The 24,567-nt window shown below is 62.1% G+C and carries 24 protein-coding genes and 1 tRNA gene; 8 read left to right on the forward strand and 17 right to left on the reverse strand.

Annotated features, from left to right (window positions below; translation table 11 throughout):
• Positions 1-33 precede the first annotated feature (33 nt).
• The 4 genes from cmk to aroA all read right to left on the reverse strand — a co-directional run bounded on the left by cmk (position 34) and on the right by aroA (position 3,823).
• Complete coding sequence (cmk, locus tag BKP54_RS18370) at positions 34-669, reverse strand: (d)CMP kinase (RefSeq protein WP_084814693.1); 636 nt, start codon at positions 667-669, stop codon at positions 34-36.
• A gap of 77 nt (positions 670-746) precedes the next feature.
• Positions 747-1,700, reverse strand: coding sequence for a hypothetical protein (locus tag BKP54_RS18375; RefSeq protein ID WP_057204354.1), 954 nt, complete (start codon positions 1,698-1,700; stop codon positions 747-749).
• A gap of 113 nt (positions 1,701-1,813) precedes the next feature.
• Positions 1,814-2,398: a hypothetical protein gene (locus tag BKP54_RS18380; protein ID WP_025425508.1), complete on the reverse strand. Its 585-nt coding sequence runs from the start codon at positions 2,396-2,398 to the stop codon at positions 1,814-1,816.
• 81 nt (positions 2,399-2,479) lie between these two features.
• On the reverse strand, positions 2,480-3,823 hold the full coding sequence (aroA, locus tag BKP54_RS18385; RefSeq protein ID WP_025425507.1) for a 3-phosphoshikimate 1-carboxyvinyltransferase: 1,344 nt from the start codon (positions 3,821-3,823) through the stop codon (positions 2,480-2,482).
• Between the two features lie 284 nt (positions 3,824-4,107).
• Between aroA and BKP54_RS18390 the strand changes: the two genes are divergently transcribed.
• The 5 genes from BKP54_RS18390 (at position 4,108) to BKP54_RS18410 (ending at position 7,823) form a co-directional block, all read left to right on the forward strand.
• Positions 4,108-4,497 carry a TIGR02300 family protein gene (locus BKP54_RS18390; protein WP_025425506.1) on the forward strand — a complete coding sequence of 130 codons (390 nt, stop codon included), beginning with the start codon at positions 4,108-4,110 and terminating at the stop codon, positions 4,495-4,497.
• A 199-nt stretch (positions 4,498-4,696) separates the two neighbouring features.
• Positions 4,697-4,772, forward strand: a tRNA-Ala gene (locus BKP54_RS18395).
• A gap of 169 nt (positions 4,773-4,941) precedes the next feature.
• Entirely contained in the window at positions 4,942-6,117 is a 1,176-nt protein-coding gene (locus BKP54_RS18400) for a TMEM43 family protein (protein WP_025425505.1), read from the forward strand.
• A 184-nt stretch (positions 6,118-6,301) separates the two neighbouring features.
• The gene (locus tag BKP54_RS18405) at positions 6,302-7,117 is read left to right on the forward strand and encodes a YdcF family protein (RefSeq protein ID WP_025425504.1); all 816 of its coding nucleotides are present in this window, start codon (positions 6,302-6,304) and stop codon (positions 7,115-7,117) included.
• Positions 7,118-7,187: 70 nt separating this feature from the next.
• Positions 7,188-7,823: a trimeric intracellular cation channel family protein gene (locus tag BKP54_RS18410; RefSeq protein ID WP_025425503.1), complete on the forward strand. Its 636-nt coding sequence runs from the start codon at positions 7,188-7,190 to the stop codon at positions 7,821-7,823.
• Between the two features lie 10 nt (positions 7,824-7,833).
• Here the strand turns inward: BKP54_RS18410 and irrA are convergent, their stop codons facing one another.
• Complete coding sequence (gene irrA / locus BKP54_RS18415; protein WP_025425502.1) at positions 7,834-8,259, reverse strand: iron response transcriptional regulator IrrA; 426 nt, start codon at positions 8,257-8,259, stop codon at positions 7,834-7,836.
• 321 nt (positions 8,260-8,580) lie between these two features.
• On the opposite strand from irrA, the gene fabA reads away from it, so the two are divergent.
• From fabA to fabI, 3 genes are read left to right on the forward strand one after another with little or no spacing between them, the layout of a single operon-like run.
• Entirely contained in the window at positions 8,581-9,096 is a 516-nt protein-coding gene (gene fabA / locus BKP54_RS18420) for a 3-hydroxyacyl-[acyl-carrier-protein] dehydratase FabA (protein WP_025425501.1), read from the forward strand.
• Positions 9,097-9,142: 46 nt separating this feature from the next.
• Positions 9,143-10,366: a beta-ketoacyl-ACP synthase I gene (gene fabB, locus BKP54_RS18425; RefSeq protein ID WP_025425500.1), complete on the forward strand. Its 1,224-nt coding sequence runs from the start codon at positions 9,143-9,145 to the stop codon at positions 10,364-10,366.
• A 4-nt stretch (positions 10,367-10,370) separates the two neighbouring features.
• The gene (gene fabI / locus BKP54_RS18430; protein WP_025425499.1) at positions 10,371-11,177 is read left to right on the forward strand and encodes an enoyl-ACP reductase FabI; all 807 of its coding nucleotides are present in this window, start codon (positions 10,371-10,373) and stop codon (positions 11,175-11,177) included.
• Positions 11,178-11,289: 112 nt separating this feature from the next.
• Here fabI and BKP54_RS18435 read toward each other — a convergent pair whose 3' ends face one another.
• From BKP54_RS18435 to infB, 12 genes are all read right to left on the reverse strand, one after another.
• Positions 11,290-12,072: a hypothetical protein gene (locus BKP54_RS18435; RefSeq protein WP_128090450.1), complete on the reverse strand. Its 783-nt coding sequence runs from the start codon at positions 12,070-12,072 to the stop codon at positions 11,290-11,292.
• A 27-nt stretch (positions 12,073-12,099) separates the two neighbouring features.
• A complete protein-coding gene (locus tag BKP54_RS18440; protein WP_051509143.1) occupies positions 12,100-13,014 on the reverse strand; it encodes a hypothetical protein in 915 nt (304 codons plus the stop codon).
• 459 nt (positions 13,015-13,473) lie between these two features.
• Positions 13,474-13,695: a hypothetical protein gene (locus BKP54_RS18450; protein WP_038575800.1), complete on the reverse strand. Its 222-nt coding sequence runs from the start codon at positions 13,693-13,695 to the stop codon at positions 13,474-13,476.
• Positions 13,696-13,860: 165 nt separating this feature from the next.
• Complete coding sequence (locus BKP54_RS18455; protein WP_025425496.1) at positions 13,861-14,877, reverse strand: class I SAM-dependent methyltransferase; 1,017 nt, start codon at positions 14,875-14,877, stop codon at positions 13,861-13,863.
• An 83-nt stretch (positions 14,878-14,960) separates the two neighbouring features.
• On the reverse strand, positions 14,961-17,102 hold the full coding sequence (pnp, locus tag BKP54_RS18460) for a polyribonucleotide nucleotidyltransferase (RefSeq protein WP_025425495.1): 2,142 nt from the start codon (positions 17,100-17,102) through the stop codon (positions 14,961-14,963).
• Positions 17,103-17,460: 358 nt separating this feature from the next.
• Positions 17,461-17,730 carry a 30S ribosomal protein S15 gene (rpsO, locus tag BKP54_RS18465; protein ID WP_025425494.1) on the reverse strand — a complete coding sequence of 90 codons (270 nt, stop codon included), beginning with the start codon at positions 17,728-17,730 and terminating at the stop codon, positions 17,461-17,463.
• Between the two features lie 170 nt (positions 17,731-17,900).
• Positions 17,901-18,266, reverse strand: coding sequence for an SH3 domain-containing protein (locus BKP54_RS37120; protein WP_084814694.1), 366 nt, complete (start codon positions 18,264-18,266; stop codon positions 17,901-17,903).
• Positions 18,217-18,345 carry a hypothetical protein gene (locus BKP54_RS37125; RefSeq protein WP_255569776.1) on the reverse strand — a complete coding sequence of 43 codons (129 nt, stop codon included), beginning with the start codon at positions 18,343-18,345 and terminating at the stop codon, positions 18,217-18,219. The genes BKP54_RS37120 and BKP54_RS37125 overlap by 50 nt, the downstream gene beginning before the upstream one ends.
• A 43-nt stretch (positions 18,346-18,388) precedes the next feature.
• Positions 18,389-20,110: a sensor histidine kinase gene (locus tag BKP54_RS18475; protein ID WP_084814695.1), complete on the reverse strand. Its 1,722-nt coding sequence runs from the start codon at positions 20,108-20,110 to the stop codon at positions 18,389-18,391.
• Positions 20,111-20,387: 277 nt separating this feature from the next.
• Entirely contained in the window at positions 20,388-21,323 is a 936-nt protein-coding gene (gene truB, locus BKP54_RS18480; protein ID WP_025425491.1) for a tRNA pseudouridine(55) synthase TruB, read from the reverse strand.
• A gap of 8 nt (positions 21,324-21,331) precedes the next feature.
• Entirely contained in the window at positions 21,332-21,739 is a 408-nt protein-coding gene (rbfA, locus tag BKP54_RS18485; RefSeq protein ID WP_025425490.1) for a 30S ribosome-binding factor RbfA, read from the reverse strand.
• Positions 21,740-21,812: 73 nt separating this feature from the next.
• Positions 21,813-24,515, reverse strand: a complete 2,703-nt coding sequence (gene infB, locus BKP54_RS18490; RefSeq protein ID WP_025425489.1) for a translation initiation factor IF-2 — start codon at positions 24,513-24,515, stop codon at positions 21,813-21,815.
• Positions 24,516-24,567 lie beyond the last annotated feature (52 nt).

The following is a 24,567-nucleotide window of genomic DNA, read 5'->3' on the forward strand; positions in this document are numbered from 1 at the left end:
GCGATCCTGACAGTGTCGCGAAAAGGCTCTTCTTCAGATCTTCTTGATCAGGGCCGCATCGATCAAAGACTTCGCGGACTGAAACGCCGCCTCTATACTCATTTCAGACGTATCAAGCAAGTGCGCGTCGTCGGCGGGGCGCAAAGGACTGTCGGCCCGACCCATATCGCGCTCGTCGCGCTTCTTCACATCGTCGAAGATCGCCGCGTAATCGGCGGCGGCGCCGTTGCCGACGATCTCGTCATAGCGGCGTTTCGCGCGCACTTCCGGCGATGCGGTGACATAGAGCTTCACCTCCGCATCCGGGCAGACGACGGTGCCGATATCGCGACCGTCGAGCACGGTGCCCGGCTCTTTCCTCGAAAACGCCCTCTGCGCCTCGACCAGCGCGCGACGCACGGCCGGCATGACGGCAATCTTCGACGCCGCCTCGCCGATCGCGTGTGCCGCCAGCACAGAGCGATCGAGGCCTGCCAGTTCGACATTCAGCGCCATGCGTTCGGCCACCGCCTCATCGTCGAGCGGCAGGCCGGCATCAAGCAGCGCCTTCGCCGTGGCGCGGTAGGTCAACCCGGTATCGAGGTGGTGAAAGCCGTACTCTTCGGCGATCTGGCGCGAGAGCGTGCCCTTGCCTGCCGCTGCGGGTCCGTCGATGGCGATGATGATCATAGGTGGTCCTGCAATCGATGTTGTTGCTGGCCTTTAGATCAAATTCGCAGGCGAATCCATGCTCATCCGATGCTCCGTCACCCTTTGCCGGCAGACCTCGCGCGCATGACGATCGCAGATACATTCACCATGGCCAGCAACAGGCTACCGACAAAAGCCAGCGAAGGCAGAACCGGGCCTACCGGAAACGACTTTCCCTTATCCCAATAGACCCTAACGCCGCCAAAGAGGTCAGACAAGGTTTGCACGCTTTGGAAAAGCCCGAACACGGCAACCAAAAGCCAGAACAAGAGCATACCCCTTGAACCCCGAACCAGTTTCATTCTGATCAGGCGCGCAAAATCGAGTAACTTCAGCGGTGGATTCAATCCCGATACAACAGGTGCGAGCGGCGCGCGATCCAGCATGCGTTGCCGCGTTCGGCGTATCCTTGCAATGAAAAGCACATTGAACGAAATCAGGGCAACGGCAATGACGCTTGCGGCGCCATTGTTTAGTCCGCCGGCCCAACGGTAGCCATCCGCCAACACGGCAATAATGACGCTAACAAACAGCGCACAAAAGCCATACCCGTTGTCGACTCCAATCGACGCAAACTGTTTCGCGGTCAGCATTACCGGGTTCGGCCAGTTCCGCGGCCAATAGAAAACCGAGCCGTCATCCAGCGTCTTCCAGTTCCGGGCATTGCGCGGCGGTTTGAACGGCTCGGGCGCCTGGGATGATCGTCTGGCTCCCGCAAGCATCCATTCGATCCGACGCTCTGTGCGGCGGAAATAGAGGTAGAAGGCCGCCACCCCAAAAAGAAGCGCGGCGACAGGTATCGCAAGCGAGACCTCTCCATGGCCCGCGAAAACGCCGAGCACAACCGTTGGAATCAAGGTCAGGAACGACACAAGCGGGATCATGAACCTAAACCGCACGATGCGGCCGAGTGTCTGCTCATCGATGATAAACGTCGGCCCGGAAGGCGACCGGCGATAGAGGATCGTTCCGTCCTCTCGTTTCTCCCAATTCAAGCCGCGGTCAAACATGAAATCTTCTCCTCAAACGGCGCATAGGCCGGTGCCACGCCTCGACACACGTCAGAAGGCCATTCGGCCGCACGTCCAGGCTGCAATCACCATTCAATGCACCTAGAGGATTACTAATTTCTTTCCTTTTTTCCGCGGCGCCACGCCTTGAGATGGACGCGCAGCACGTATCCCGAGACGATGGCCAGTGCGGCGGCTTTTATCGAGCTGCCACCTTTATCGACGAAGTCCGGATGGCCGACGATCTTGGCGATGACAACAGTAGCGTAGGTGAAAAAAACCATTCCGGACAAAACGATGCCGCATAGCATCGTCATTTTGTCGTCGAACCAAAGTTCCCGAACGTACTCGAGGGTCGATGGCTGCACCGATAGTGGACCACTCTCAATATGGCGCGGCGCATTCGCCAAAATTTCTCGTAACCGCTGTCGGGCAGTGACAATAACCCCTGCGCTCACCACGACAGCAAACACAACGAAAACGACGGGTATTGCAGGTTGCTTCGCCCAAAGGCCAAAGAGAGGCGCCGCGAAAAGGAAGAAAGCAATGGGCACCACCCAGCACTTCCCAGTCAACCGGCTCAGCTCATCGAGCTCGTCTTCCGTAACGACAACCGCGGGCGCTCGCAAATTTTGCCGATAGCTTATCCTGCCGTCATCATGGCGGCGTACCAGTTTGAATCGATCGTCCACCGACATAGGCATATCCTCAACCAGTCAAACCATAGCCGATGGTCGTTACCGACGGGTCGCGCCGGCCTTTAGGATTTTACCGATGCATCATTCGATCGCAGCGCCCAGCCCGGCCATTAGCTCCAGAAACCCGGGAAAGCTGGTGGCGATCATCGTCGCGTCGTCGACGGTGACGGGGTGCTCCGAGGCAAGGCCCATGACGAGGAAGCTCATGGCGATGCGGTGGTCGAGATGGGTGGCGACGGCGGCGGCGGCATTGCCGAGACCCTTGCCGCCGGGGCGACCGTGCACGACGAGGGCGGCAGGTGCCTCCTCGCAATCGACGCCGGTGAGCTTGAGCCCGGCAGCAACGGCGGAAAGCCGATCGGATTCCTTGACGCGCAGCTCCTCAAGACCGCTCATGATAGTGCGGCCCTCGGCGAAAGCCGCCGCAACGGCCAGCACCGGGTATTCGTCGATCATCGAGGGAGCGCGATCTTCCGGCACCGTGATGCCCTTCAACTCCGAGTAACGGACGCGCAGGTCCGCCACGTCCTCGCCGCCCGCAGTCCTCGCGTTCAGGACATCTATCTGAGCGCCCATTTCCAGCAGCGTCACGATCAGTCCGGTGCGGATGGGGTTCATCAGCACGTTGAGAATGGTGATGTCGGAACCCGGCACGAGAAGCGCTGCCACCAGTGGAAAGGCCGCCGAGGACGGATCGCCGGGAACATCGATGTCCTGGCCGGTCAGTCTGCCCTGCCCTTCGAGCCGAATGATGCGTTCGCCCTCATTGCCAGTCTCAACCGCCAAGTTCGCGCCGAAGGCCTGCAGCATTCTCTCGGTATGATCGCGGGTGATCACCGGCTCGATCACCGTGGTGATGCCGGGTGCGTTCAGACCCGCGAGCAGCACGGCGGATTTCACCTGGGCCGAGGCCATCGGCACGCGATAGTTCACCGGGTTCGCCGTCTTCGGTCCGCGCAACGTCACCGGCAGGCGGCCGCCTTCGGCCGACGCCACCTGAACGCCCATCTGGCGCAGCGGATCGAGTACGCGGCCCATCGGACGTTTGGAAAGCGAGGCATCGCCGACGAAGGTTGTGGTGAAATCATAAGCGCCGACGAGCCCCATGGTCAGGCGGCAGCCGGTACCGGCATTGCCGAAATCGAGCGGGGCTTCGGGCTCAAGCAGCGCACCGTTGCCGAGACCGTCGACGATCCAGGTGCCGCCTTCCTCGCGCACCGTAGCGCCAAGCGCCCGCATCGCTCGTGCGGTGTTGATGACATCCTCGCCTTCGAGCAGGCCTGCAATGCGCGTCCGGCCGGCCGCAAGCCCGCCGAGCATCAGGGCGCGATGGGAAATCGACTTGTCGCCGCGGATACGCACCGTGCCGCCGAGTGCCTTGGATCTGCGCGCAATGGCAGGCTTTGCGATCAAGCCAGCGGACATATGAACCTTCCTCAAACCTGCGGCCGGAACCATCCATCGCCACAGGCGAAACGGCTACGGAGGCGCGACCACCTTCCGTTGCGTTGCCTAACACAATGCGATTGCGCGATCATCCTCCCGGGCGCAAGAAAAAGCAGGCGGCGCAGGGCTTTCGAGTTTTATCTTTGACAGATGCGGCCAAGATGATTATGGGGACCGGCTAATCATCATAGGCTTGATATCCTTTCCACCCGCCGGCTTTCCGGCAAGCGCCGGTTCGGCCGGCCATTCAAGAGGCTTTGACTGTGGCAAAAGCGGAACTCGGAACAAAGCGCATTGACCCGGAAACGGGGCGCAAATTCTACGATCTGAACCGTGATCCGATCGTTTCCCCCTACAGCGGCAAGTCCTACCCGCTGTCCTTCTTCGAAGAAACCTCGGTTGCCAAGGTGCTCGAGAAGGAAGAGGAAGAGGACGTCGCTGAAGTCGACACCGAGAACACGGAAGTCGAACTCGTATCGCTCGAGGAAGCTGACGACGAAGCAGCCGGCGGCGACGAGATTCCGGATCTGGGCGACGACGAGGTAGAGATCGACGGCGACGACGACGATACCTTCCTGCAGACCGACGACGAAGACGACGACGACGACATGAGCGACCTCATCGGCGTGTCCGACGACGACGACGACGTCTAAGCGCTTAAAATATTACGCGAATGCCTCCCGTCCCCTGCCAAATGGCGTGGACGGGAGCAAATCGGGCCGGAGCCAAATTATTTCCACCGGCCTGACATTTTCGGCTTGCTATCCGCGAAGAGCAGAAGTAATAAGCCGCCACTCGCCGGGCACAACAGCCCGACAAGTTTCCCGGAACCGGCCTTGCCGGACCCGATATGGGGCTATAGCTCAGCTGGGAGAGCGCTTGCATGGCATGCAAGAGGTCAGCGGTTCGATCCCGCTTAGCTCCACCAAATTTCTCCTGAAATACAAACCTTTGAACTGACCGCCTTTCACCATGTTTGGGCCAAACGTCTGCGCATGTCGGCCGGTATATTCCTTTCCGCTTTTTTTCTGGTACCAACGGGAAAATCGAACGGTTCGCTTGCGCAACCGGGTCGAATGCAAGTGCCGGGGGATCAGATGAGTTTTACCGAAACGACCAGAACGTCGTGGTTCGCGCGCCTCAAGAACGGTGTCATCGGCATCTTCATCGGTCTGCTGCTGGTCTTCGGCATGATCTGGCTGCTTGCCTGGAACGAGGGCCGTTCGGTCAAGACCTATCGGGCACTCGTCGAGGGCGCCGGCGCTGTGGTCGACATCGACAGCGGCGCTGTCGAGGCTGGCAACGAGGGCAAGCTGGTTCACATCGCCAGCCGGGTCGAGCCCGTCGGCACGCCGGCCGACAGCCAACTCGGGATCTCCGCGAAGGGGGCTGCGGGCCTGCGCCGCTCGGTCGAGATGTACCAATGGGTCGAGGAAAAGAAGAGCGAGACGCGCAAGACGCTCGGCGGCGGCGAGGAAACGGTCACCACCTATTCCTACACCAAGGAGTGGCGCAGCGACCGCGCCGATTCAGCCGACTTCCGCGACGGCAACGGGCATCAGAACCCGGAAATGCCGATCTCAAGCGAGCGGTTCACCGTCGACCGCGCGATGCTCGGTGCGTTTTCCGTCAACGGCAGGGCCGTTGCCGATCTCGGCCGCGACAGCCCCGTGCAAATGGCGGACACTGACCTGCAGCACCTCGCCGACGCGCTCGACACCAATCGCCCCGTCAAGACCGACGGCCAGACGATCTTCGTCTCCGCCGATCGCCAGAACCCGGCCGTCGGCGATCTGCGCATCGGCTTTACCCGCGAAGACACGGAGACCGCGAGCTTCGTCGCCGCACAGAAAGGTGGCAGCCTTGCCCCCTACCGCACCACGAACGGTCGCGACCTGTTCCTGAGCTCAGCCGGCATCACCAGCGCCGCCGAAATGTTTGACGCCGCCCAGAGCGAGAACACGCTGATTTCCTGGCTGGTTCGGGTGGGCGGACTGATCGGCCTGTTCATCGGCTTCACGCTGATGCTGTCCCTTATCTCCATCATTGCCGACGTCATTCCGGTGCTCGGTTCTGTGGTCGCTTTCGGTACCGGCATCATCGCCGCGATCCTAACGTTGCTCCTCGGCCCTGTCGTCATCGCCGTCGCCTGGTTTGCCTATCGCCCGCTGTTGTCGCTGGCGATCGTCGCAGTCGGCGCGCTCATTGCTTTTGGCATCGGCTATCTGCGTGCCGGCAAGGCAAAGCCGATGTCCGGCGGCGTGCCGGCCTGATGAGCGGCGCAGGGTGTTGATTGGAGCAATTCCAGCAAAAATGCGGAGCGGTTTTGCGTCCGGATTTGCGTAAGAATAACGGGATCGAGCGGCTCCACGATTGCCTGGGTACGGGAGCGCTTTAGCCGGCCGGCCGATCGGCTTTGCGAAATATTAAGGGATCGTAGCGAAGAACACGGGCCTGATGTTTCTGCTTTCCAAGATATTCTGGCTCGTCGCGCAGCCCCTTTCCCTGGCGTTCTTCGCCGTCCTTGCCGGACTGCTGATGACGGCGGCCGGCCTCAGGCGCAGCGGCGTCGCCTTCGGCCTGCTCGGTGCGCTGGTGCTCTTCGTCAGCCTGTTCACGACCTCAGGATCCTATTTCCTGCAGATGCTCGAGGACCACTTCCCGCGGCCGACGGTACCGCCAGCAACCCTCTCCTGCGTCATCGTGCTCGGCGGCGCCTTCGAGAACGAGGTGATGGCGAGCCGTGGCGGCATCGAGTTCAACCAGGCGGCTGACCGCTTCATCGAGACGGCCATGCTGGCGAAGCGCTACCCACAAGCGCGCATCCTGATTTCCGGCGGCGACGGTTCGTTCAGCGGCGCCTATGACGGCGACGCCAAGGCATCGGAAGCCTTCTTTGCCACCTTCGGCATCGGCCCTGAACGGCTGATCCGCGAGGAGCAATCGAGAACGACATTCGAGAATGCCCGCAACACTGAGGCGTTGCTGACGGCAAACAGCCTTGCCAACTGCGCCCTGGTCACGTCGGCCTTCCATATGCCGCGTTCGGTCGGGCTTTTCCGCAAGCTCGGGCTGGAGGTCACTCCCTGGCCGACGGACTATCGCACCAGCGGCACGGTCACGCCCGGCTTCGATTTCACCCAACCCTCGCTCAATGCCCAATTGGCGACGACGGCGGTGCGCGAATGGATCGGGCTGGCGGCCTATTATTTCGGCGGCCGGACGGACAGCCTGCTTCCCGGCGTTTCACCCCCCAACGCTTCACCCCGTTGACGCGGCGGGCCTGGATGCTCCAGCTTGCGATGCGACCGATAACAGCGATGCGCCTATCAACGGAGCGGCCATGACGATCCTGGAAATCCTCGACTATGCGGGTGTTGCCGTCTTTGCCGCAACAGGAGCGCTCTCAGCTTCGCGCAAGCAGCTCGATATCATCGGCTATCTGTTCCTTGCCTCGGTCACCGGTATCGGCGGTGGAACGATGCGCGACGTCATCCTTGGCGCAACGCCGGTGTTCTGGGTGCTCAACCCGACCTACCTTCTGGTTTGCGTCTCGGTGAGCGTCATCCTGTTCTTCACCGCCCACCTGTTCGGCTCGCGTTACCGGGTGCTGGTCTGGCTCGATGCGATCGGCATGTCGGCCTATTGCGTCATGGGTGCTGCCAAGGGGCTGGCGGCAACAGGCTCGCCCGGGGTCGCGCTTGTCACCGGCATGTTGACGGCGACCTTCGGCGGCATATTGCGCGACCTCCTGGCGGGAGAGCCGTCAGTGCTGCTGCGTCCGGAAGTCTATGTGACGGCAGCTCTGGTCGGCTCCGCCGTGTTCGTCGTCGCGACGATGATCGGACTGCCGCTGGCCGCAACATCGGCGCTCGGCGTGGTCTCGGCCTTCACCGTGCGCGCCGGCGCACTCAAATACGGCTGGACGCTGCCCATCGGCAAAGCAAGCCCCGGCCGCGACCCCAACGATGTGATGTAGGAAAAGGTCGCTACGACCGTTCGCGCTTGCGGCGGAGACGAATGACCACGTCAACATGGGCAATTTCCATGCCTTCAGGCGGTTCCGGCAGATTGCCGATCTCGATATTGCTGACGGGAATATCGAGGACTTCGTTCTGGCCCTCGATGAAGAAGTGGTGATGGTCGGAGACGTTGGTGTCGAAGTAGGTCTTGGCGCTTTCCACCGCGAGCACGCGGATCATGCCGGCCTCGGTGAACTGATGCAGCGTGTTGTAGACGGTTGCCAGCGAAACCGGCACGCCGGCGACAACAGCCTCTTCATGTAGTTCTTCAACGGTCAGGTGACGGTCGCCCTTGGCGAAGATCAGATCGGCAAGCGCGACACGCTGACGCGTCGGGCGCAGACCCGAGCTGCGCAATCTCTCTTCCGAACTCACTTCGGTTGCTTTCGTCATCAAGGAGCGTTCCATGGATCCCGTAAAATTTACAATACTTCCGCTGCGATATAACTTTTGCACGCTGCTCTTTCAATAGATTCTAAGGTGCAGAACGGCTGGAATGCCTGAAAAACCGGCCTATTTCAAGGAAGGCTGGTATTTAACTCTGGTCGGACCCACATTGATCCTGTAAGCGACGGCGGAACGATATCGCAATCGAAATGGGCGACGCCGACGTCGGAAACATCGAAAACGGCCATCGGTGCGCTTCATTTCACAGCGAACTTGCTCTAAAGCAGGTCTGACAACACTTTATGTTACTCGGGGAAACAACCATTGATGACGACCAGGCAATCCAGCTTCAGCTATGAGGAAATCCTGACCTGCGGCCGAGGTGAACTGTTTGGCCCCGGCAACGCGCAGCTGCCGCTGCCGCCCATGCTCATGGTCCATCGCATCACGGAAATCTCCGAGACGGGCGGCGCCTTCGACAAGGGCTTCATTCGCGCCGAGTATGACGTGAGCCCTGATGACTGGTACTTCCCCTGCCATTTCCAGGGCAACCCGATCATGCCCGGCTGCCTCGGTCTCGACGGCATGTGGCAATTGACCGGGTTCTTCCTGGGCTGGCTCGGCGAACCGGGGCGCGGCATGGCGCTGTCAACCGGCGAAGTGAAGTTCAAGGGCATGGTTCGCCCCCATACCAAGCTGCTCGAGTACGGAATCGATTTCAAGCGGGTCATGCGCGGTCGCCTCGTGCTCGGCACTGCCGATGGCTGGCTGAAGGCCGACGGCGAAACCATCTACCAGGCAACCGACCTGCGTGTCGGTCTGTCGAAGGAAAAGACCGACTAAGCCGCGGGTTCTCCGCACCGAATGAGATAAAGAAAAGGTCATTACCATGAGACGGGTTGTTGTCACGGGCCTCGGGATCGTTTCCTCGATCGGGAATGATGCCGACGAAGTCACGGCATCGCTGCGCGACGCCAAATCGGGCATCACGTTTTCTTCCGATTTCGCCGAAAACGGCTTCAAGTGCCAGGTCTGGGGCGCACCGACGCTCGATCCGAGCGATCTCGTCGACCGGCGCGCCATGCGCTTCCTGTCGCAGGGCGGCGCGTGGAACCACGTGGCCATGAAGCAGGCGATCGCCGACTCCGGCCTCGAGGAAGCGGTCATTTCCCGCAACGAGCGCACCGGCATCATCATGGGCTCGGGTGGTCCGTCCACCCGCACGATCGTCGAGGCGGCGGACACGACCCGCAAGAACGTGAGCCCCAAGCGCATCGGCCCGTTTGCCGTGCCGAAGGCGATGTCGTCGACGGCTTCGGCCACGCTTGCGACCTGGTTCCAGATCCACGGCGTCAACTACTCGATCTCGTCGGCCTGCTCGACGTCTGCCCATTGCATCGGCAATGCCGCGGAGATGATCCAGTGGGGCAAGCAGGACGTGATGTTCGCCGGCGGCCACGAGGACCTGGACTGGACGATGTCCAACCTGTTCGATGCCATGGGCGCGATGTCCTCCAAGTACAACGACACGCCGTCGACCGCATCGCGCGCCTATGACGTCAGCCGTGACGGTTTCGTCATTGCCGGCGGTGCCGGCGTGCTGGTGCTCGAAGAGCTGGAACATGCCAAGGCGCGCGGCGCCAAGATCTACGCCGAAATCGTCGGCTACGGCGCGACTTCTGACGGCTACGACATGGTCGCCCCATCAGGCGAAGGCGCGATGCGCTGCATGCGCCAGGCGCTGTCGACCGTGAAGGGCGACGTCGACTACATCAACACGCACGGCACGTCGACCCCGGTCGGCGACAGCAAGGAAATCGGCGCCATCCGCGAAGTGTTCGGCGCGAAGATCCCGCACATCCAGTCGACGAAGTCGCTCACCGGCCACTCGCTCGGCGCTGCCGGCGTCCAGGAATCGATCTACGGTCTCCTGATGATGCAGGGTGGCTTCATCGGCGAGAGCGCCCATATCAGCGAACTCGACCCGGAATTCGATGGTGTGCCGATCGTGCGCAAGCGCATCGACAACGCCAAGATCGATACGGTTCTTTCCAATTCGTTCGGCTTCGGCGGAACCAACGCAACGCTCGTCTTCCAGCGCTACAACGGATAACACCATGACGGGACTGATGAATGGAAAGCGTGGCCTCATCATGGGTGTGGCCAACAACCACTCTATTGCCTGGGGCATCTCGAAGGCGCTGGCAGCGCAGGGCGCGGAACTGGCCTTCACCTACCAGGGTGAAGCGCTTGGCAAGCGCGTGAAGCCGCTGGCGGCCGAGGTCGGCTCCGACTTTCTGCTGCCTTGCGACGTCGAGGACATCGCTTCCGTCGATACGGTCATCTCGGCCATCAAGGAACGCTGGGGCAAGCTCGACTTCATCGTCCACGCCATCGGCTTTTCCGACAAGAACGAGCTGAAGGGCCTCTACGCCGACACGACGCGCGACAACTTCAGCCGCACCATGGTGATCTCGTGCTTCTCCTTCACGGAGATCGCCAAGCGCGCCGCCGAACTGATGAACGACGGCGGCTCGATGCTGACCCTGACCTATGGCGGCTCGGTGCGGGTGATGCCGAACTACAACGTCATGGGCGTTGCCAAGGCGGCTCTCGAAGCCTCCGTGCGCTATCTTGCGGCCGACTACGGCGTGCGCGGCATCCGCGTCAACGCGATTTCTGCCGGCCCGATCCGCACGCTTGCAGGCGCCGGCATTTCCGATGCGCGGGCCATGCTCTCCTGGCAGCAGAAGAATTCGCCGCTTCGCCGCACCGTCACCATCGACGATGTCGGCAGTTCGGCGCTCTACCTGCTTTCCGATTTGTCGCGTGGCGTCACCGGCGAAATCCACTACGTGGATTCGGGCTACAACATCACCTCGATGCCGGCGCTCGACGCGCTCAGGACCGCCGACGCCGAGTAAAGCTGATGGGTGGGCACAGCCCAGAGATGACGAGCCCCGGTGCGGTTATCGCCGGGGCTTTTTTGTTGGCGTGTTTTCCAGTTTGGTTGGCTCCCGCGCCCGGCGCCTGCCGCTATTCCAGATCCATCGTGGTGAAGACCCGGCAATTGTCGGGCGCAGGCGTGCCACGGCAAATATCCGCATCGACCAGTTGGCCGACGGGCAGCTCGCTCGTCAACAGCAGCACCGTGGACAATTGATAGCGGCCGAGATTGCCGTCCGCGCTGCGCAGGCGTTCGACCAGGGACTGGTATCGCACGCCCATTTCACCGTAGTAAGCCACGAGTTTCCGGGTGTCGGCCTCGTTTCCGGCTAGCGTCGGAATGTCTTCGACGATCGCCCCCTCTCCCGCGAGTCGTCGATTGCCGGATGCAAGGACAAGCGTACATGCCTGTGAGCAGGCTCCAAGCGAAACTGCCTTGCCGATATACTCGGCCGCCTTGCGGTCGTTTGCGGTACAGTTCTTCTGATCTCGCTGACATCCAACGAAAATGGTCGTGCCCACCGCCACGCTCAGCTTGCTCTTGCGGATGAGGCGGCCGAGTGCCATCGCAGCCGCCATATCGCCACCGGGCGATCGCAGGACCAATGGTAGCTTGCGGCCTGCGAGCGTTTTCAAGGTTGCCTTCAGCAGTGCCGGCGTCTTCGGACCGATGGTGCCTGCGGCGGAAATCCATTCCGGACATGTCGGCTCGCAACCGACCTCGTTCGAGCGCACGACGACAAACCGCATCTGCTGCTCAGCCGCCATTGCCGGCCGCTCCATCAACAGGCTTGCGGCCAGCAGACAGATCAGCAGCACTACTCGTCGCAGGCGGGGCGTGGCGCAGCCGACGGGAGAACTCCATATGCGCATTCCGGTCTCCAACCCAGATCCCCTCGTCTAACGCTTCAGGTCCGACATAACGAAAACCCGGCAATTGGCGGAGGCGGGCACCGTCTTGCAGACCCCGGCCGCGGTCAGCAGCTCGACCCCGCCCAGTTGCGTGATCAACTTCATCTCCATCATCGCCACAGGTTCGATCTTGCGCATGTCGGCAGCGGGCGTGATCTTCATCTGATCGATGACCGCACGCCCGACGCCCATTTCCGCTAGGTATGCGGCCAGTTCGCGCTCCATCGCCTTGCTCATCTCGTAGGTCTTGCGGTTGCCAACATTCTTTTGGCTGACGACTTTCTTGCTGATTATCTTCTTCCTGCCGTTCACGATCCGATATTTCTCCTGGTACCGTGTCTGGACCTGAGCGTAGACAGCGGTGATCTGGTGAACGCCCAGATATGCCCACTGGCCGACCACACGCCGGGCACCGCCGGCAAGCATCAGCGGGCAGGCGGAGTTGCAATAGGCTCCGCCCGAATAGGCAGTCCCGATGAGGCGGGCACCCTTGCCGTCATTGTCGCGGCAATCCTTCTGCTGCGGCTGACAACCGACGAAGCGCGTCTTGCCGACCGCCACTTCGAGCTTTCGCGCCCGGATGATCCGTCCGAGCACCATGGCGGCATCGACGTCGCCGCCGAGCGACGTCACGACGATCGGCAGGCGGCGGTCGCCGATCGCCTTGAGCAGCTTCTTGAGATGCGTCGGACTTTCGCGAACGATCGTCCCCTCGGCCGATATCCACTCCGGGCATGTCGGCTCGCACCCCGGCTGATTGCTGCGAACCACCAAGAACTGCATGTCAGCGCCGCCGGCCGGCGATGCCAGAACTGTCGAGGCTGAGGCCAGGAGCCCGGCCAACAGACAGAGAATGGCCACGGAATGCAGGAAGACGTCGCGTAGAAGTGTCGTGCCGAGCAAAGAAGTCCCTCATCCCGACTGTTTGAGCGTCGATCAGAACGCAGCGCTTTCGCTGGATTCCAGTCTCGCAGCCCCGCCCGGCGCCGGGCTGAAGAAAATGTCTAGTCCGCAAAATCCATGCGGCAAATGTGACTGTCGAAACAAATGTCAGGCGACAATTCTGGTTGCGTTGTCATGGAATAACACCAACGATAGCACGACACGAAAACGGAGGGCAACAGCACTCACATCGTGGATCGCTGGGCCATTCCGGACGACGGGGCTGTCTCGATAGCCGACGTTTGCGACGCCACAGCCGCTCCAGGGGGCGTAACCGGCAATGCCGTTCAAAAGCGCCGCTGGGGCGCCTTGTATCGACGCCCCTTCCGAGACAAGCGTGAGAAAAGAGAGGTTTTTTCCGCTGGCGATCGCGTCAACGCCGACGTCACTGGCTGCGGGCGTCGTCATGGACCGAAAGGTTCAAGGCCAGAGAAACAGGACAAGCAGGACGACGATGATCGCCAGCACGACCAGGCCGGTATGCGTGCGCCGCGCCGGATCCAGCGGCAGACGGTAGAGGCTCTTCAGGAACGACAGGGGCACTTCCGAGGTGGCTCCGTGCCCCTCGGCGTGCTTTATATCCTTGGCGATGGCTTCGGCCGCATCCTCGGTCAAAGGCGGCCTGTTCACTCCCCACGTCATGGCACCCATCCTTCGACGAGACACATCGGCAGCGAGCATGGTGAGCCCGATCAAGGATGATGGCAACAGGCAATCTTTTGCCTTCACGCCGACGGATGAGGCGCACACCCAAAAACGAAAGAGCCGGGCGACGAACCCGGCTCCTTGCTTGACTTCGATTGCGGCTCAGCGCTTGCCCCAGAGAACCTTGAAGCGTGCGTTGCGGCAGGTCTCGCCATATTCCTTGAAGGTCTCGGCGAGCACCTGCTCATACTGCAGGCCGCGATTGGCGACCAGCATGACCTTGCCGCCCTGCTTCAGCGCCTTGTGCGCCGCCTTGATGATCGCCACGCCCAGCGCCGGTTCGGCGGCATGGCCTTCGTGGAACGGCGGGTTCATGACGATGAGATCGTATTTGTCGCGCGGCTCTTCGCTCGTCAGGTCGAACCAGTAGAAGCGCGCCGGCATGCGCGGAGCGTTTGCCGGCATGTTGACGCGGGCCGCCTCCAGCGCATCGTGGTCGGCCTCGAAGAGGTCGATGCCCTTCGTGCCGGGCGACGCTTCGGCGAGCTTGACCGCGAGATAGCCCCAGCCGGCGCCGAAATCGGCGGCATGGCCGTTGAAGTCGCGCGGCAGGCGCGAGGCCAGCAGTTCGGAGCCGGCATCGATGCGATCGTGCGAGAACATGCCCGGAGAAGCTGCGAACAGGCCGTCGACCCGGACCGGCACCTTGGCAAGTTTCTGAACAGCGTCGGTGACGTCTTCCGGTCGGGTGAACCAGAAGGCGACGCCGTGATATTTCGGCAGGTGATCGCCATCCCATTCGAACTTGGCGATGCGCTTCTTCAGCGACTGGATGCCATCTTCCTTGCCGCCGGCAACGACGATGAGCGCGCCGTCGCGCGTGCGCTTCAGCGCCTCGGCGATGCGGTCCTCGTTTTCACCCTTGTGCTTGCCGCACAGGATCAGCGCGACGTCGTAGTCCTCACCGGTGACCACAGGCGCCACGTCGGCGCGCTCGGCCTCAAGGGCGCGATACAGCGGCCTTAGCGGCTGGACGGAAGCGATCGACGCCCCGAAGCCCTCGGGCAGCCTGTAGCCCGCCTCAGCACCGAGGAAGAGCACACGCTCGCCCTCGCCCGGCGGGTCGATAACCCCGGTTTCGAACGGGTGGAACAGGGTCTTCAATGCGTCTCGGCTCATCGGTTTCTTCCGTCGATATCAGTACAAGAAAAGGGCGCGGAGCGATCCGCTCCGCGCCCCGAATGCGTTCGGGTAGAGACCGCTTATTCAGCGGCTTCGCCGTCACCCTTCTTTTCTGCAGCAACTTCCTTGCCGGTCGCCTGGTCGACGACCTTCATGGAAAGGCGAACCTTGCCGCGCTCGTCGAAGCCCATCAACTTGACCCAGACCTTGTCGCCTTCCTTGACGACGTCGGTGGTCTTGGCAACGCGCTCCGAGGCAAGCTGCGAGATATGGACGAGGCCGTCACGGGCGCCGAAGAAGTTGACGAAGGCGCCGAAGTCGGCGGTCTTGACAACGGTGCCTTCGTAGACCTGGCCGACTTCCGGCTCGGCAACGATCGAGTGGATCCACTTGCGGGCCGCTTCGATTTCCTTGCCCGAAGAAGAAGCGATCTTCACGGTGCCGTCGTCTTCGATGTTGATCTTGGCGCCGGTCTTTTCGACGATTTCGCGGATGACCTTGCCGCCGGAGCCGATGACTTCACGGATCTTGTCGACCGGGATGTTCATCACTTCGATGCGCGGTGCGAATTCGCCGAGCTGGCCGCGGCTTTCGGAGATGGCCTTGGCCATTTCGCCGAGGATGTGGAGACGGCCGCCCTTGGCCTGGTTGAGCGCAATGCCCATGATCTCTTCGGTGATGCCCTCGATCTTGATGTCCATCTGGAGCGAGGTAATGCCGGCGTCGGTGCCTGCAACCTTGAAGTCCATGTCGCCGAGGTGATCTTCGTCGCCGAGGATGTCGGAGAGAACGGCGAAGCGCTCATCTTCCTTGATCAGGCCCATGGCGATACCGGCAACCGGCTTTGCCAGAGGAACGCCTGCATCCATGAGAGCGAGCGAGGTGCCGCAGACCGTCGCCATCGACGACGAGCCATTGGATTCGGTGATCTCGGAAACGACGCGCAGCGTGTAGGGGAACTGCTCGGCTTCCGGCAGCATCGGGCGGATAGCGCGCCAGGCGAGCTTGCCGTGACCGATTTCGCGGCGGCCCGGGGAGCCCATGCGACCGGTTTCACCGACCGAGAAGGGCGGGAAGTTGTAGTGCAGCATGAAGCGTTCTTTGTACATGCCGGTCAGGCTGTCAACGTACTGTTCGTCTTCGCCGGTGCCGAGCGTGGCAACGACGATCGCTTGGGTTTCACCGCGGGTGAAGAGCGCCGAACCGTGGGTACGCGGCAGAAGACCGACTTCCGAGACGATCGGACGTACGGTTTCGAGATCGCGGCCGTCGATGCGGCTCTTGGTGTCGAGGATGTTCCAACGAACGATCTTGGCCTGCAGGTGCTTGAAGACAGCGCCGATAACCTCAGGCGTATGCGCCGGCTCGATGCCTTCCGGCAGGAAGTGCGCCTTTACCTTCGCCTTGACAGCGTCGACGGCAACGTAGCGAGCAACCTTCTCGGTGATCTTGTAGGCATTGCGCAGTTCGTCTTCGGCAAGCGAAAGCATGGCGTTTTCGAGAGCGGAATGATCTTCCGGTTCGAATTCGCGCGGCTCCTTGGCGGCAACTTCAGCGAGCTTGATGATGGCGTCGATGACCGGCTGGAAACCCTTCTGGCCGAATACGACGGCGCCGAGCATGATGTCTTCGGCCAGTTCCTTGGCTTCCGACTCGACCATCAGCACGGCTTCCTGCGTGCCGGCGACGACGAGGTCGAGGGTCGACTCGTCCATCTCATCGAGATGCGGGTTAAGAACGTACTGGCCGTTGATGTAGCCGACGCGCGCGCCGCCGATCGGGCCCATGAACGGGATGCCGGACAGCGTCAGCGCAGCGGAAGCTGCAACCATCGACAGGATGTCGGGATTGTTTTCGAGGTCATGCTGCATGACCGTGACGATGACCTGGGTGTCGTTCTTGTAGCCATCGGGGAAAAGCGGGCGGATCGGGCGGTCGATCAGACGCGAAACCAGCGTTTCGTTCTCGCTCGGACGACCTTCGCGCTTGAAGTAGCCGCCCGGGATTTTGCCGGCGGCGTAGGTCTTTTCCTGGTAGTTGACGGTCAGCGGGAAGAAGTCCTGGCCCGGCTTCGGCGACTTGGCCGAAACGACGGTGGCGAGAACGACGGTTTCGCCGTAGGTGGCGAGAACGGCGCCGTCAGCCTGACGGGCGACCTTGCCGGTTTCGAGCTTGAGCGGACGCCCAGCCCATTCGATTTCAACCTTATGGGTATCGAACATGTTCTGTCCTTCGTGTGCGGCAGACCTTTCCGCGGCTGTTGCAGCGCGGGTGGTCGAAAAACCGCCTGGTATGGCGCATCACGGGCAAGACAACGGGAGGCTTCAAAAGAGACCGGCCGCTTTCCGCTTTGCAAGACCTGGCTGCTCTGCAGCGGGTTCTGCAAGCAGGCGCCGAAGCATCCTGCAATCCTGCCCCATGACGGGCCATCGGTTGATCCGCGGATCCGGCCCATCCGGCCCGCTGGATACCTCTCCTTGTGTGCGCCTAGTGCGCTTGCGGAGAGTTCATTTCCTGAGCGCTCTGCGCTCCATAATAAAAAAGGCCGGCGGACCGCATGCGATCCGCCGGGCAAGTCGCTTAGCGACGGATGCCGAGGGCACCAATCAGCTTGGTGTAGCGCGCTTCGTCTTTCTTTTTCAGATAGTCGAGGAGCGAACGACGGCTGGAAACCATCGCGAGAAGACCACGGCGGGAATGGTTATCCTTCTTGTGGCCCTTGAAGTGTTCGGTCAGGTTGTTGATCCGTTCCGTCAGGATAGCTACCTGGACTTCCGGAGAACCGGTGTCGCCTTCAACGGTTGCATATTCCTTGATGAGCTGAGCCTTACGCTCTGCAGCAATCGACATCGGATGATCCTTTCGATTTCGAGGATTTAGGGACGCCTTCAGCCGGGATGTCGTCCAGCTGCGGCCGTGAATGCAACGGGCATGCGCCTTTTGCTGGCGTGCCTATAACCGAATTGGATGAAAAAGGAAAGGGTCATGAAAATGGCTCTTCAGCGATGGCCGGCCGCCTCTCAATTGCCTGACGGTCGCGGGCGCATCGGCGCCGACTTCAGCTGGTCGCCATCAACCGGGACACAGTCGAGATAGGCGGCAAACACCCATCCGAGTTCGCCGGCAACGCTCGAAACCAGCGCCCAGCCCCTGCCGGCATGCCGGCGTTCGCCGACCCGGCGAACCTTGCTGCCATTGGCCAATGTCATGACGATCCGGCCGTTCGGTTCCGTGCGGACATTACGGCGCCGCGCGTCAAATATGACGCGCAAAGGACGCTGTAACGCTTTAGACCTGCTGCATAATTTTATCCTTAAATCGGATCGATTTAAGGAATTATGCAGTAAGCGGCGTGCCGGTCGGGTCTGAGACGACACAGGCCACATCCTGGCCGGCGGCGGGTGCCGCAGCCATCAGGCTCAACACGACTGAGAGAATGCCGATGCGACCTGTCCAGCCCCGCATTCCTGCCCCTTTTCAAAACCAACCGTTCAAAACCGAATGCGTCTCAAGGCTCCGCGTCGTCCCCTTCGCCACCCTTGGCATTCCGCGGGATGTTGATCCGCCACTCGATGCCGTCGGGATGCATGATCCGTTCTAATTCGGCCTTCAGCGCCATGCCGAGCATACGCTCCAGCACCAGCGTTCCAAAGCCCTTGCGGGTCGGGTTCGTCTGCGCCTCGATGTCGGCCCCCTCCTCGCGCCAACGAACGGCGATGCCCTCGTCGGACAGCGACCAGCTGAGCTTGACGACACCGGTGGTATTGGCAAGCGCACCATACTTCGTGGCGTTCGTGGCCAGTTCATGCAGCGCCATGCCGAGCGTTTGTGCGCTCTCCGTGTCGAGCCTTAGGGGCGGGCCCGACAGGACCACACGCTTGGGATCATCCGGGGTGAACGGCTGCAGCTGGTTCTGGGCAAGCTCGCGGAAATCGACGCCCTGGGCGGCGTTGGCAATCATCAGATCTGTCGAGCGAGCAAGGCCGGCGATGCGCTTGCGGAAGGAGTCCGCGAAGTCGGCGACGCTTTCGGCCGAATGCACCGACTGATTCAGCATCGACTGGATCACCGTCAGCTGGTTCTTCGAGCGGTGGGCAACCTCGCGCATCAGGAAGCGGATCTCGCCCTCGGCCTTGGTGCGCGACGCCGCGGCCTTGGCAAGGGCTGCGGATACGGTCTCGACTTCGGCGATCATATGCGGGCGCGGCTCGATGCGCTCGCCGGCGCCGAGGCGGCGTGCGTCGAGCGCGACCAGTTTCACCCCTTGCGACAGAAGCCTTGCGATCGCCAGCGATCCCGCAATGGCAATGCCGGCAAAGATGATGCCGCCAAGCGACAGCCACAGGAAGGACCAGGTGGCCGGCGCATCGACCGTGGTGCGCGGCGCCCAGGCGATGATCCGCCAGCCGGTCACGACGGAGAACTCCGTTGCCACCCGATAGGCGGTACCGTTTTCGGTGATGTTGCGCACGCCGATGCTGATCGCCGGCACCTTGTCGAGGAAGAACGGTTCACCCGCCTTGACCCCGGTGTCGGAGGAAATGATGACCTTGCCGTTGCCGTCGACCAGAGCGGCGTTCCAGCCGGGCGACAGCGTTTCGCGGTTCACGGCCTTGGCCATGCTCTCGGCGTTCTGCGTCAGAGCGAGCAGGTATTCCTCGCCGGTTGGAAGCTTCGCCGGCAAATAAACGTTGAAGACCCACTTTTCGGCCGTCTGGCCGAAGAAGACGTTCGAGACCAGCGGCGCACCATTGTTGGTGAAGGCCCGCTCGACGGAGGCGGGATCGGAGGCCTTGGCGAGCGGCGTGCCAAAGGGCACCCGGGTGTTCTTGAGCTGATTGTGCTTGCGGTCGATGACGATCAGATAGGAATCGGTATCGGCGAGCGCCGTCGAGGCCCTGCGATAGAAGGCCTCCATGTCGCCGCCCTCCATCGCCGGTGCGGTCGACAGCACCTTCAGCGTCGTCAGCATTCCCTCGACGTCGCGCTCGACGATGCGCGTCACCGATCCGGTCGAGGCCTGCAGCAGCGCGGTGATGACCTGCTCCTGTGCGTCGACGCTGCGCTTCAGCACCACGAGCGAAAAGATGAACGCGGGAACGATCGCGATCAGCAGCAGCGAAGTCAGGTAGAAACGGAAAGGCCGCGTCATGCGGTGACGAACGAAATCGAGAGCTGTCGCCAGGCGACCCACGGCAGTCTCCCTTCCCTCTTGCGAAACCTGCGCCAAATGCACCGCCTTTCAACCACAGCGTCGCGCGTCGAATATAGCGCGCGAAGGCCACCGCAACACCTTAAAACTGCGTCATAATCCTCGCTCCAAATCAATGCCGATCCGGAAAATCATGCAGCAGCCATGACCGCCGGACGGCGGCCGAAACGGGCGACAGCAGGCGACGAGCGCCTGCTTGCGAGCTGGAAACGGAACCGTTTCGAAGCAGCCCCAAGCCCTTGGGCGGGATCATGCGTCAGCGATGCGGCAAAGGCAAATGTGGCGATCGAAGCGATCAGCCGACGGCAAAGACCCGCTTCGGGCGGAACTCGCCTTCGGCGATCTCACCGATGGCGATCAGCTTGCCGCGGGTGGTCGCATAGGCTTCTGGCGTTGCCAGAGGCGCGTCTCGGCCACGCAGGATGATAGGATTGCCCATCTTCAGCCGATGCGCCTGGTCGTCGCTGACGGCGATATGCGGCAGGCTGGACAGCGCCTCGCCGGTTTCGATGACGAACGCATCGAGGGCTGCCAGCCGCTCGTCCTCGTCTTCGATCTTTTCGAGTGCCACCAGATCGGCGAGCGGCACCATGTCATCCTCGCCGAACGGCGCGACGAAGGTGCGCCGCAGCGAAGCGATGTGGCCGAAACAGCCTAGATCGCGGCCCATGTCGCGGGCGATCGAGCGAACATAAGTGCCCTTGCCGCATTCGATCTCGAACTGGGCGAGATTGGGCGCGGCGCCGAGCAGCGTCAGGCGGAACACCTCGACTTCGCGTGCCGGGATATCGACGGTCTCGCCATCGCGGGCGAGATCGTAGGCGCGCTCGCCGTCGATCTTGATCGCAGAGAACTGCGGCGGCACCTGGCTGATAACGCCGGTATAGTTCGGCAAGAGGGCGCGGATCGCCTCTTCGGTCGGGCGTGCGTCCGAAGAATGCGTCACCTGGCCTTCGAGATCGTCGGTCGAGCGCTCTTCGCCCCAGGCGACCGTAAATTCATAGATCTTGCGGCCATCCATGACATAGGGGACGGTCTTGGTCGCGTCGCCAAGAGCGATCGGCAGCATGCCGGACGCCAGTGGATCGAGCGTGCCGGCATGGCCGGCCTTCTGCGCCTTGAACAGCCACTTGATCTTGGAAACGGCTTCGGTCGAGCCGAAATCGAGCGGCTTGTCGAGGATCAGCCAGCCCGAGATCGGACGGCCCTTGGGTTTACGCGGTTTGGACATGAACTCTTCTATTCTTCGTCGTCGGTATTCGGATCGAGGTCGCGGCTGACTTCGGGCGAACGAAGCAGGGCATCGATCTTCTTGTAGTTGTCGAAGCTGGTATCGTCGCGGAAGCGAACTTCGGGCATGTACTTCAACTGGCGCAAATGCGGGCCGAGGCGGCCGCGAATGTACTTGGCGTTCTTGTTCAGCGCCTCGATGACCTCAGCATGATTGGGAACGCCGAGCGGCGTCACAAAGGCGGTCGCGATCCTCAGGTCGGTCGACATGCGCACTTCGGAGATCGCGATCAGCGTCTTCTCGATCACGGGATCGCGGACGTCGCCCCGCTGTAGAACCTGCGTGATCGCGGCGCGCACCTGTTCACCGATGCGCAGCATGCGCTGGGAGGGGGCAGAGGATGTGGCTCTGGTCATTGGTCAATACCTCAAAAAAATGCGAGCGCCGAAGGATAACCCGGCGCCCGCACAATTTCTAATCGGACGGATCTTACAGCGTCCGCGTGATGTGTTCGACGCGGAAGCACTCGATCGTGTCGCCTGCGCGGATGTCTTCGTAGTTCTCGAACGCCATACCGCATTCCTGACCGACGTTGACTTCCGAGACTTCGTCCTTGAAGCGCTTGAGCGTCTTGAGCTTGCCTTCGTGGATGACGACGTTGTCGCGAACCAGACGGACGCCGACGCCGCGCTCGACCTTGCCTTCGGTGACGCGGCAACCCGCGACCTTGCCGACCTTGGTGATGTTGAACACCTCAAGGATCTCGGCGTTGCCGAGGAAGGTTTCGCGACGCTCGGGCGAAAGCAGACCGGACATCGCCGCCTTAACGTCATCCACCAGATCGTAGATGATGTTGTAGTAGCGGATTTCGATGCCTCCACGCTCGGCTGCCGAACGGGCCTGATTGTTGGCACGAACGTTGAAGCCGATGATGGCGGCGTTCGATGCTTCTGCGAGCGAGATATCCGACTCGGTGATACCGCCAGCACCCGAATGGACGATGCGCGCACGCACTTCGTCGGTTCCGAGCTTGTCCAGCGCACCGGCGATCGCTTCGATCGAGCCTTGCACGTCGCCCTTGATGACGAGCGGGAACTCCTTGAGACCGGAGGTCTGGAGCTGGGTCATCATCTGCTCGAGCGAACCGCGCGAACCGGACTGACGGGCAACTGCCTTGTCGCGGGCAAGCCGCAGGCGGTATTCCGAGATCTCGCGAGCGCGGCTTTCGTTTTCGACGACGGCGAACTTGTCGCCTGCTGCCGGCGTGCCCGACAGGCCGAGAACTTCGACCGGCATCGACGGACCGGCTTCCTTGACGTGTTCACCCTTGTCGTTGACCAGGGCGCGCACACGGCCCCACTGGTCGCCGGCAACGATGATCTGGCCCGGACGCAGCGTACCCTTCTGAACGAGCACGGTTGCGACGGCGCCGCGGCCACGGTCGAGTTCGGCTTCAACCACAGTACCTTCGGCTGTCCGGTTCGGATTGGCCTTGAGGTCGAGGATTTCGGCCTGGAGCAGGATCGCTTCGAGCAGCTTGTCGAGGTTGGTGCCGTTCTTCGCCGAGACTTCCACGTCGAGAACTTCACCGCCCATGGATTCGACGAAGACTTCATGCTGCAGAAGTTCGGTGCGAACCTTCTGGGCATTGGCCGCCGGCTTGTCGACCTTGTTGATCGCCACGATGATCGGAACACCGGCCGCTTTGGCGTGGTTGATGGATTCGATCGTCTGCGGCATCACGCTGTCGTCGGCCGCAACCACCAGGATGGCAATGTCGGTCGCCTGGGCACCACGGGCACGCATGGCGGTGAACGCCGCGTGGCCGGGTGTGTCGATGAAGGTGATCTTGTTACCGTTCTGCTCGACCTGGTAGGCGCCGATGTGCTGGGTGATGCCACCCGCTTCGCCGGCAACCACGTTGGCATGACGGATGGCGTCGAGCAGCGAGGTCTTGCCGTGGTCGACGTGACCCATGATCGTGACGATCGGCGGACGCGAGACCAGTTCTTCCTCGATGTCGGAAACGTTGAAGATGCCTTCTTCGACGTCGGACTCGGAAACACGCTTGACGGTGTGGCCGAATTCGCCGGCGATGAGTTCAGCCAGGTCGGCATCGATCAGATCGCCGGGCTTCATCATCTGGCCTTCCTTCATCAGGTACTTGATGACGTCGACGGCGCGTTCGGACATGCGCTGCGACAGTTCCTGAATCGTGATGGTTTCCGGCAGAACGACTTCGCGCGAAATCTTCTCGCGGGTCTCCTGCATCTGGCTGCGCTTGAACTTCTCCTGGCGGCGACGCATCGCCGACAGCGAACGGGCGCGCTGGCCGGCATCCTCGTCGGCAGCGGTGGTCAGCGTCAGCTTGCCCTGGCGGCGACCATCGTCACCCTTCGGGCGCGTGACCGGCTTTGCCGGCTCCGGACGCACGACCTTGCCACGAACCGGACCTGCGCCGGGGCGCGGGCTGCGATCCTCATCCTTTTCGTTGTCGACCTTGCGGCCGCGCAGAGCACCGGCCGGTGCCGGCGTCGGAAGACCTGCTGCCGGGGCGGCGGCGGGCCGTGCAGCCTGCGGGCGATTGTCGACGCGACGCTCGCCGGCTGCAGGTGCGCGAGCAGCCACGGGGCGCTCTTCGACAACCTCTTCGGCCTTGGCTTCGGGCTCGACAGCCGGGCGGGCTGCTTCCTCGGCGGCGCGACGTGCGGCGTCTTCCTTCTCCTGCAGGAGACGGGCTTCTTCCTCACGCTTGCGGCGCGCTTCGTTCTCGGCGCGGATGACCGCTTCTTCAGCTTCGCGGATCTGGGCTTCGGCCAGAGCGCGGCGGCGCGCATCGATCTCACCGGCGGAAAGCTGGTTCAGAACGACACCGACGCGCGGACGGTTCGCCTGGTTGGCTTCCTGGCGCGTCTGGTGCTGCTGTGGCTGCGGGGCCGGGCGGCCCGAAGGCTGCGGCTGAGCCGGACGCTGTTCGGCCGGCCGTGCGGCGGGAGCCGCGGCAACCGGCGTGATCGGGCGCTCGTCCTTGGGGCGATGGAAGGGGCGTTTCTTGGTTTCGACCACGACCGCCTTGGTGCGGCCACGGCCCATGTCCTGACGCACGGTCCCCTGCGAAACCCCGGAGGGCTTCAGGGTCAGCGTCTTCTTGCCTGCTGCGCCGCCTGTCTTGTCGTCGTTGTTGTCGGTCATTCCGTTCCGTTCCTAGCGATCAGGGCCGGATGCGTATCACCTGACCCTGTCT

Source organism: Ensifer sp. 1H6 (genome assembly GCF_001976035.1).
GTDB classification, from domain to species: domain Bacteria; phylum Pseudomonadota; class Alphaproteobacteria; order Rhizobiales; family Rhizobiaceae; genus Ensifer; species Ensifer canadensis.

What these genes read in the sequence shown, in the direction of transcription:
- rbfA (WP_025425490.1), bottom strand. Translation starts at nt 21,739, where the DNA reads ATGACCAGAGCCACATCCTCTGCCCCCTCCCAGCGCATGCTGCGCATC.
- BKP54_RS18455 (WP_025425496.1), bottom strand. Translation starts at nt 14,877, where the DNA reads ATGAGCCGAGACGCATTGAAGACCCTGTTCCACCCGTTCGAAACCGGG.
- fabI (WP_025425499.1), top strand. Translation starts at nt 10,371, where the DNA reads ATGACGGGACTGATGAATGGAAAGCGTGGCCTCATCATGGGTGTGGCC.
- BKP54_RS18405 (WP_025425504.1), top strand. Translation starts at nt 6,302, where the DNA reads ATGTTTCTGCTTTCCAAGATATTCTGGCTCGTCGCGCAGCCCCTTTCC.
- BKP54_RS37120 (WP_084814694.1), bottom strand. Translation starts at nt 18,266, where the DNA reads ATGTGGCCTGTGTCGTCTCAGACCCGACCGGCACGCCGCTTACTGCAT.
- aroA (WP_025425507.1), bottom strand. Translation starts at nt 3,823, where the DNA reads ATGTCCGCTGGCTTGATCGCAAAGCCTGCCATTGCGCGCAGATCCAAG.
- infB (WP_025425489.1), bottom strand. Translation starts at nt 24,515, where the DNA reads ATGACCGACAACAACGACGACAAGACAGGCGGCGCAGCAGGCAAGAAG.
- BKP54_RS18375 (WP_057204354.1), bottom strand. Translation starts at nt 1,700, where the DNA reads ATGTTTGACCGCGGCTTGAATTGGGAGAAACGAGAGGACGGAACGATC.
- BKP54_RS18450 (WP_038575800.1), bottom strand. Translation starts at nt 13,695, where the DNA reads ATGACGTGGGGAGTGAACAGGCCGCCTTTGACCGAGGATGCGGCCGAA.
- rpsO (WP_025425494.1), bottom strand. Translation starts at nt 17,730, where the DNA reads ATGTCGATTGCTGCAGAGCGTAAGGCTCAGCTCATCAAGGAATATGCA.
- truB (WP_025425491.1), bottom strand. Translation starts at nt 21,323, where the DNA reads ATGTCCAAACCGCGTAAACCCAAGGGCCGTCCGATCTCGGGCTGGCTG.
- BKP54_RS37125 (WP_255569776.1), bottom strand. Translation starts at nt 18,345, where the DNA reads ATGCGGGGCTGGACAGGTCGCATCGGCATTCTCTCAGTCGTGTTGAGC.
- BKP54_RS18435 (WP_128090450.1), bottom strand. Translation starts at nt 12,072, where the DNA reads ATGCGCATATGGAGTTCTCCCGTCGGCTGCGCCACGCCCCGCCTGCGA.
- pnp (WP_025425495.1), bottom strand. Translation starts at nt 17,102, where the DNA reads ATGTTCGATACCCATAAGGTTGAAATCGAATGGGCTGGGCGTCCGCTC.
- BKP54_RS18380 (WP_025425508.1), bottom strand. Translation starts at nt 2,398, where the DNA reads ATGTCGGTGGACGATCGATTCAAACTGGTACGCCGCCATGATGACGGC.
- fabA (WP_025425501.1), top strand. Translation starts at nt 8,581, where the DNA reads ATGACGACCAGGCAATCCAGCTTCAGCTATGAGGAAATCCTGACCTGC.
- BKP54_RS18400 (WP_025425505.1), top strand. Translation starts at nt 4,942, where the DNA reads ATGAGTTTTACCGAAACGACCAGAACGTCGTGGTTCGCGCGCCTCAAG.
- cmk (WP_084814693.1), bottom strand. Translation starts at nt 669, where the DNA reads ATGATCATCATCGCCATCGACGGACCCGCAGCGGCAGGCAAGGGCACG.
- fabB (WP_025425500.1), top strand. Translation starts at nt 9,143, where the DNA reads ATGAGACGGGTTGTTGTCACGGGCCTCGGGATCGTTTCCTCGATCGGG.
- BKP54_RS18410 (WP_025425503.1), top strand. Translation starts at nt 7,188, where the DNA reads ATGACGATCCTGGAAATCCTCGACTATGCGGGTGTTGCCGTCTTTGCC.
- irrA (WP_025425502.1), bottom strand. Translation starts at nt 8,259, where the DNA reads ATGACGAAAGCAACCGAAGTGAGTTCGGAAGAGAGATTGCGCAGCTCG.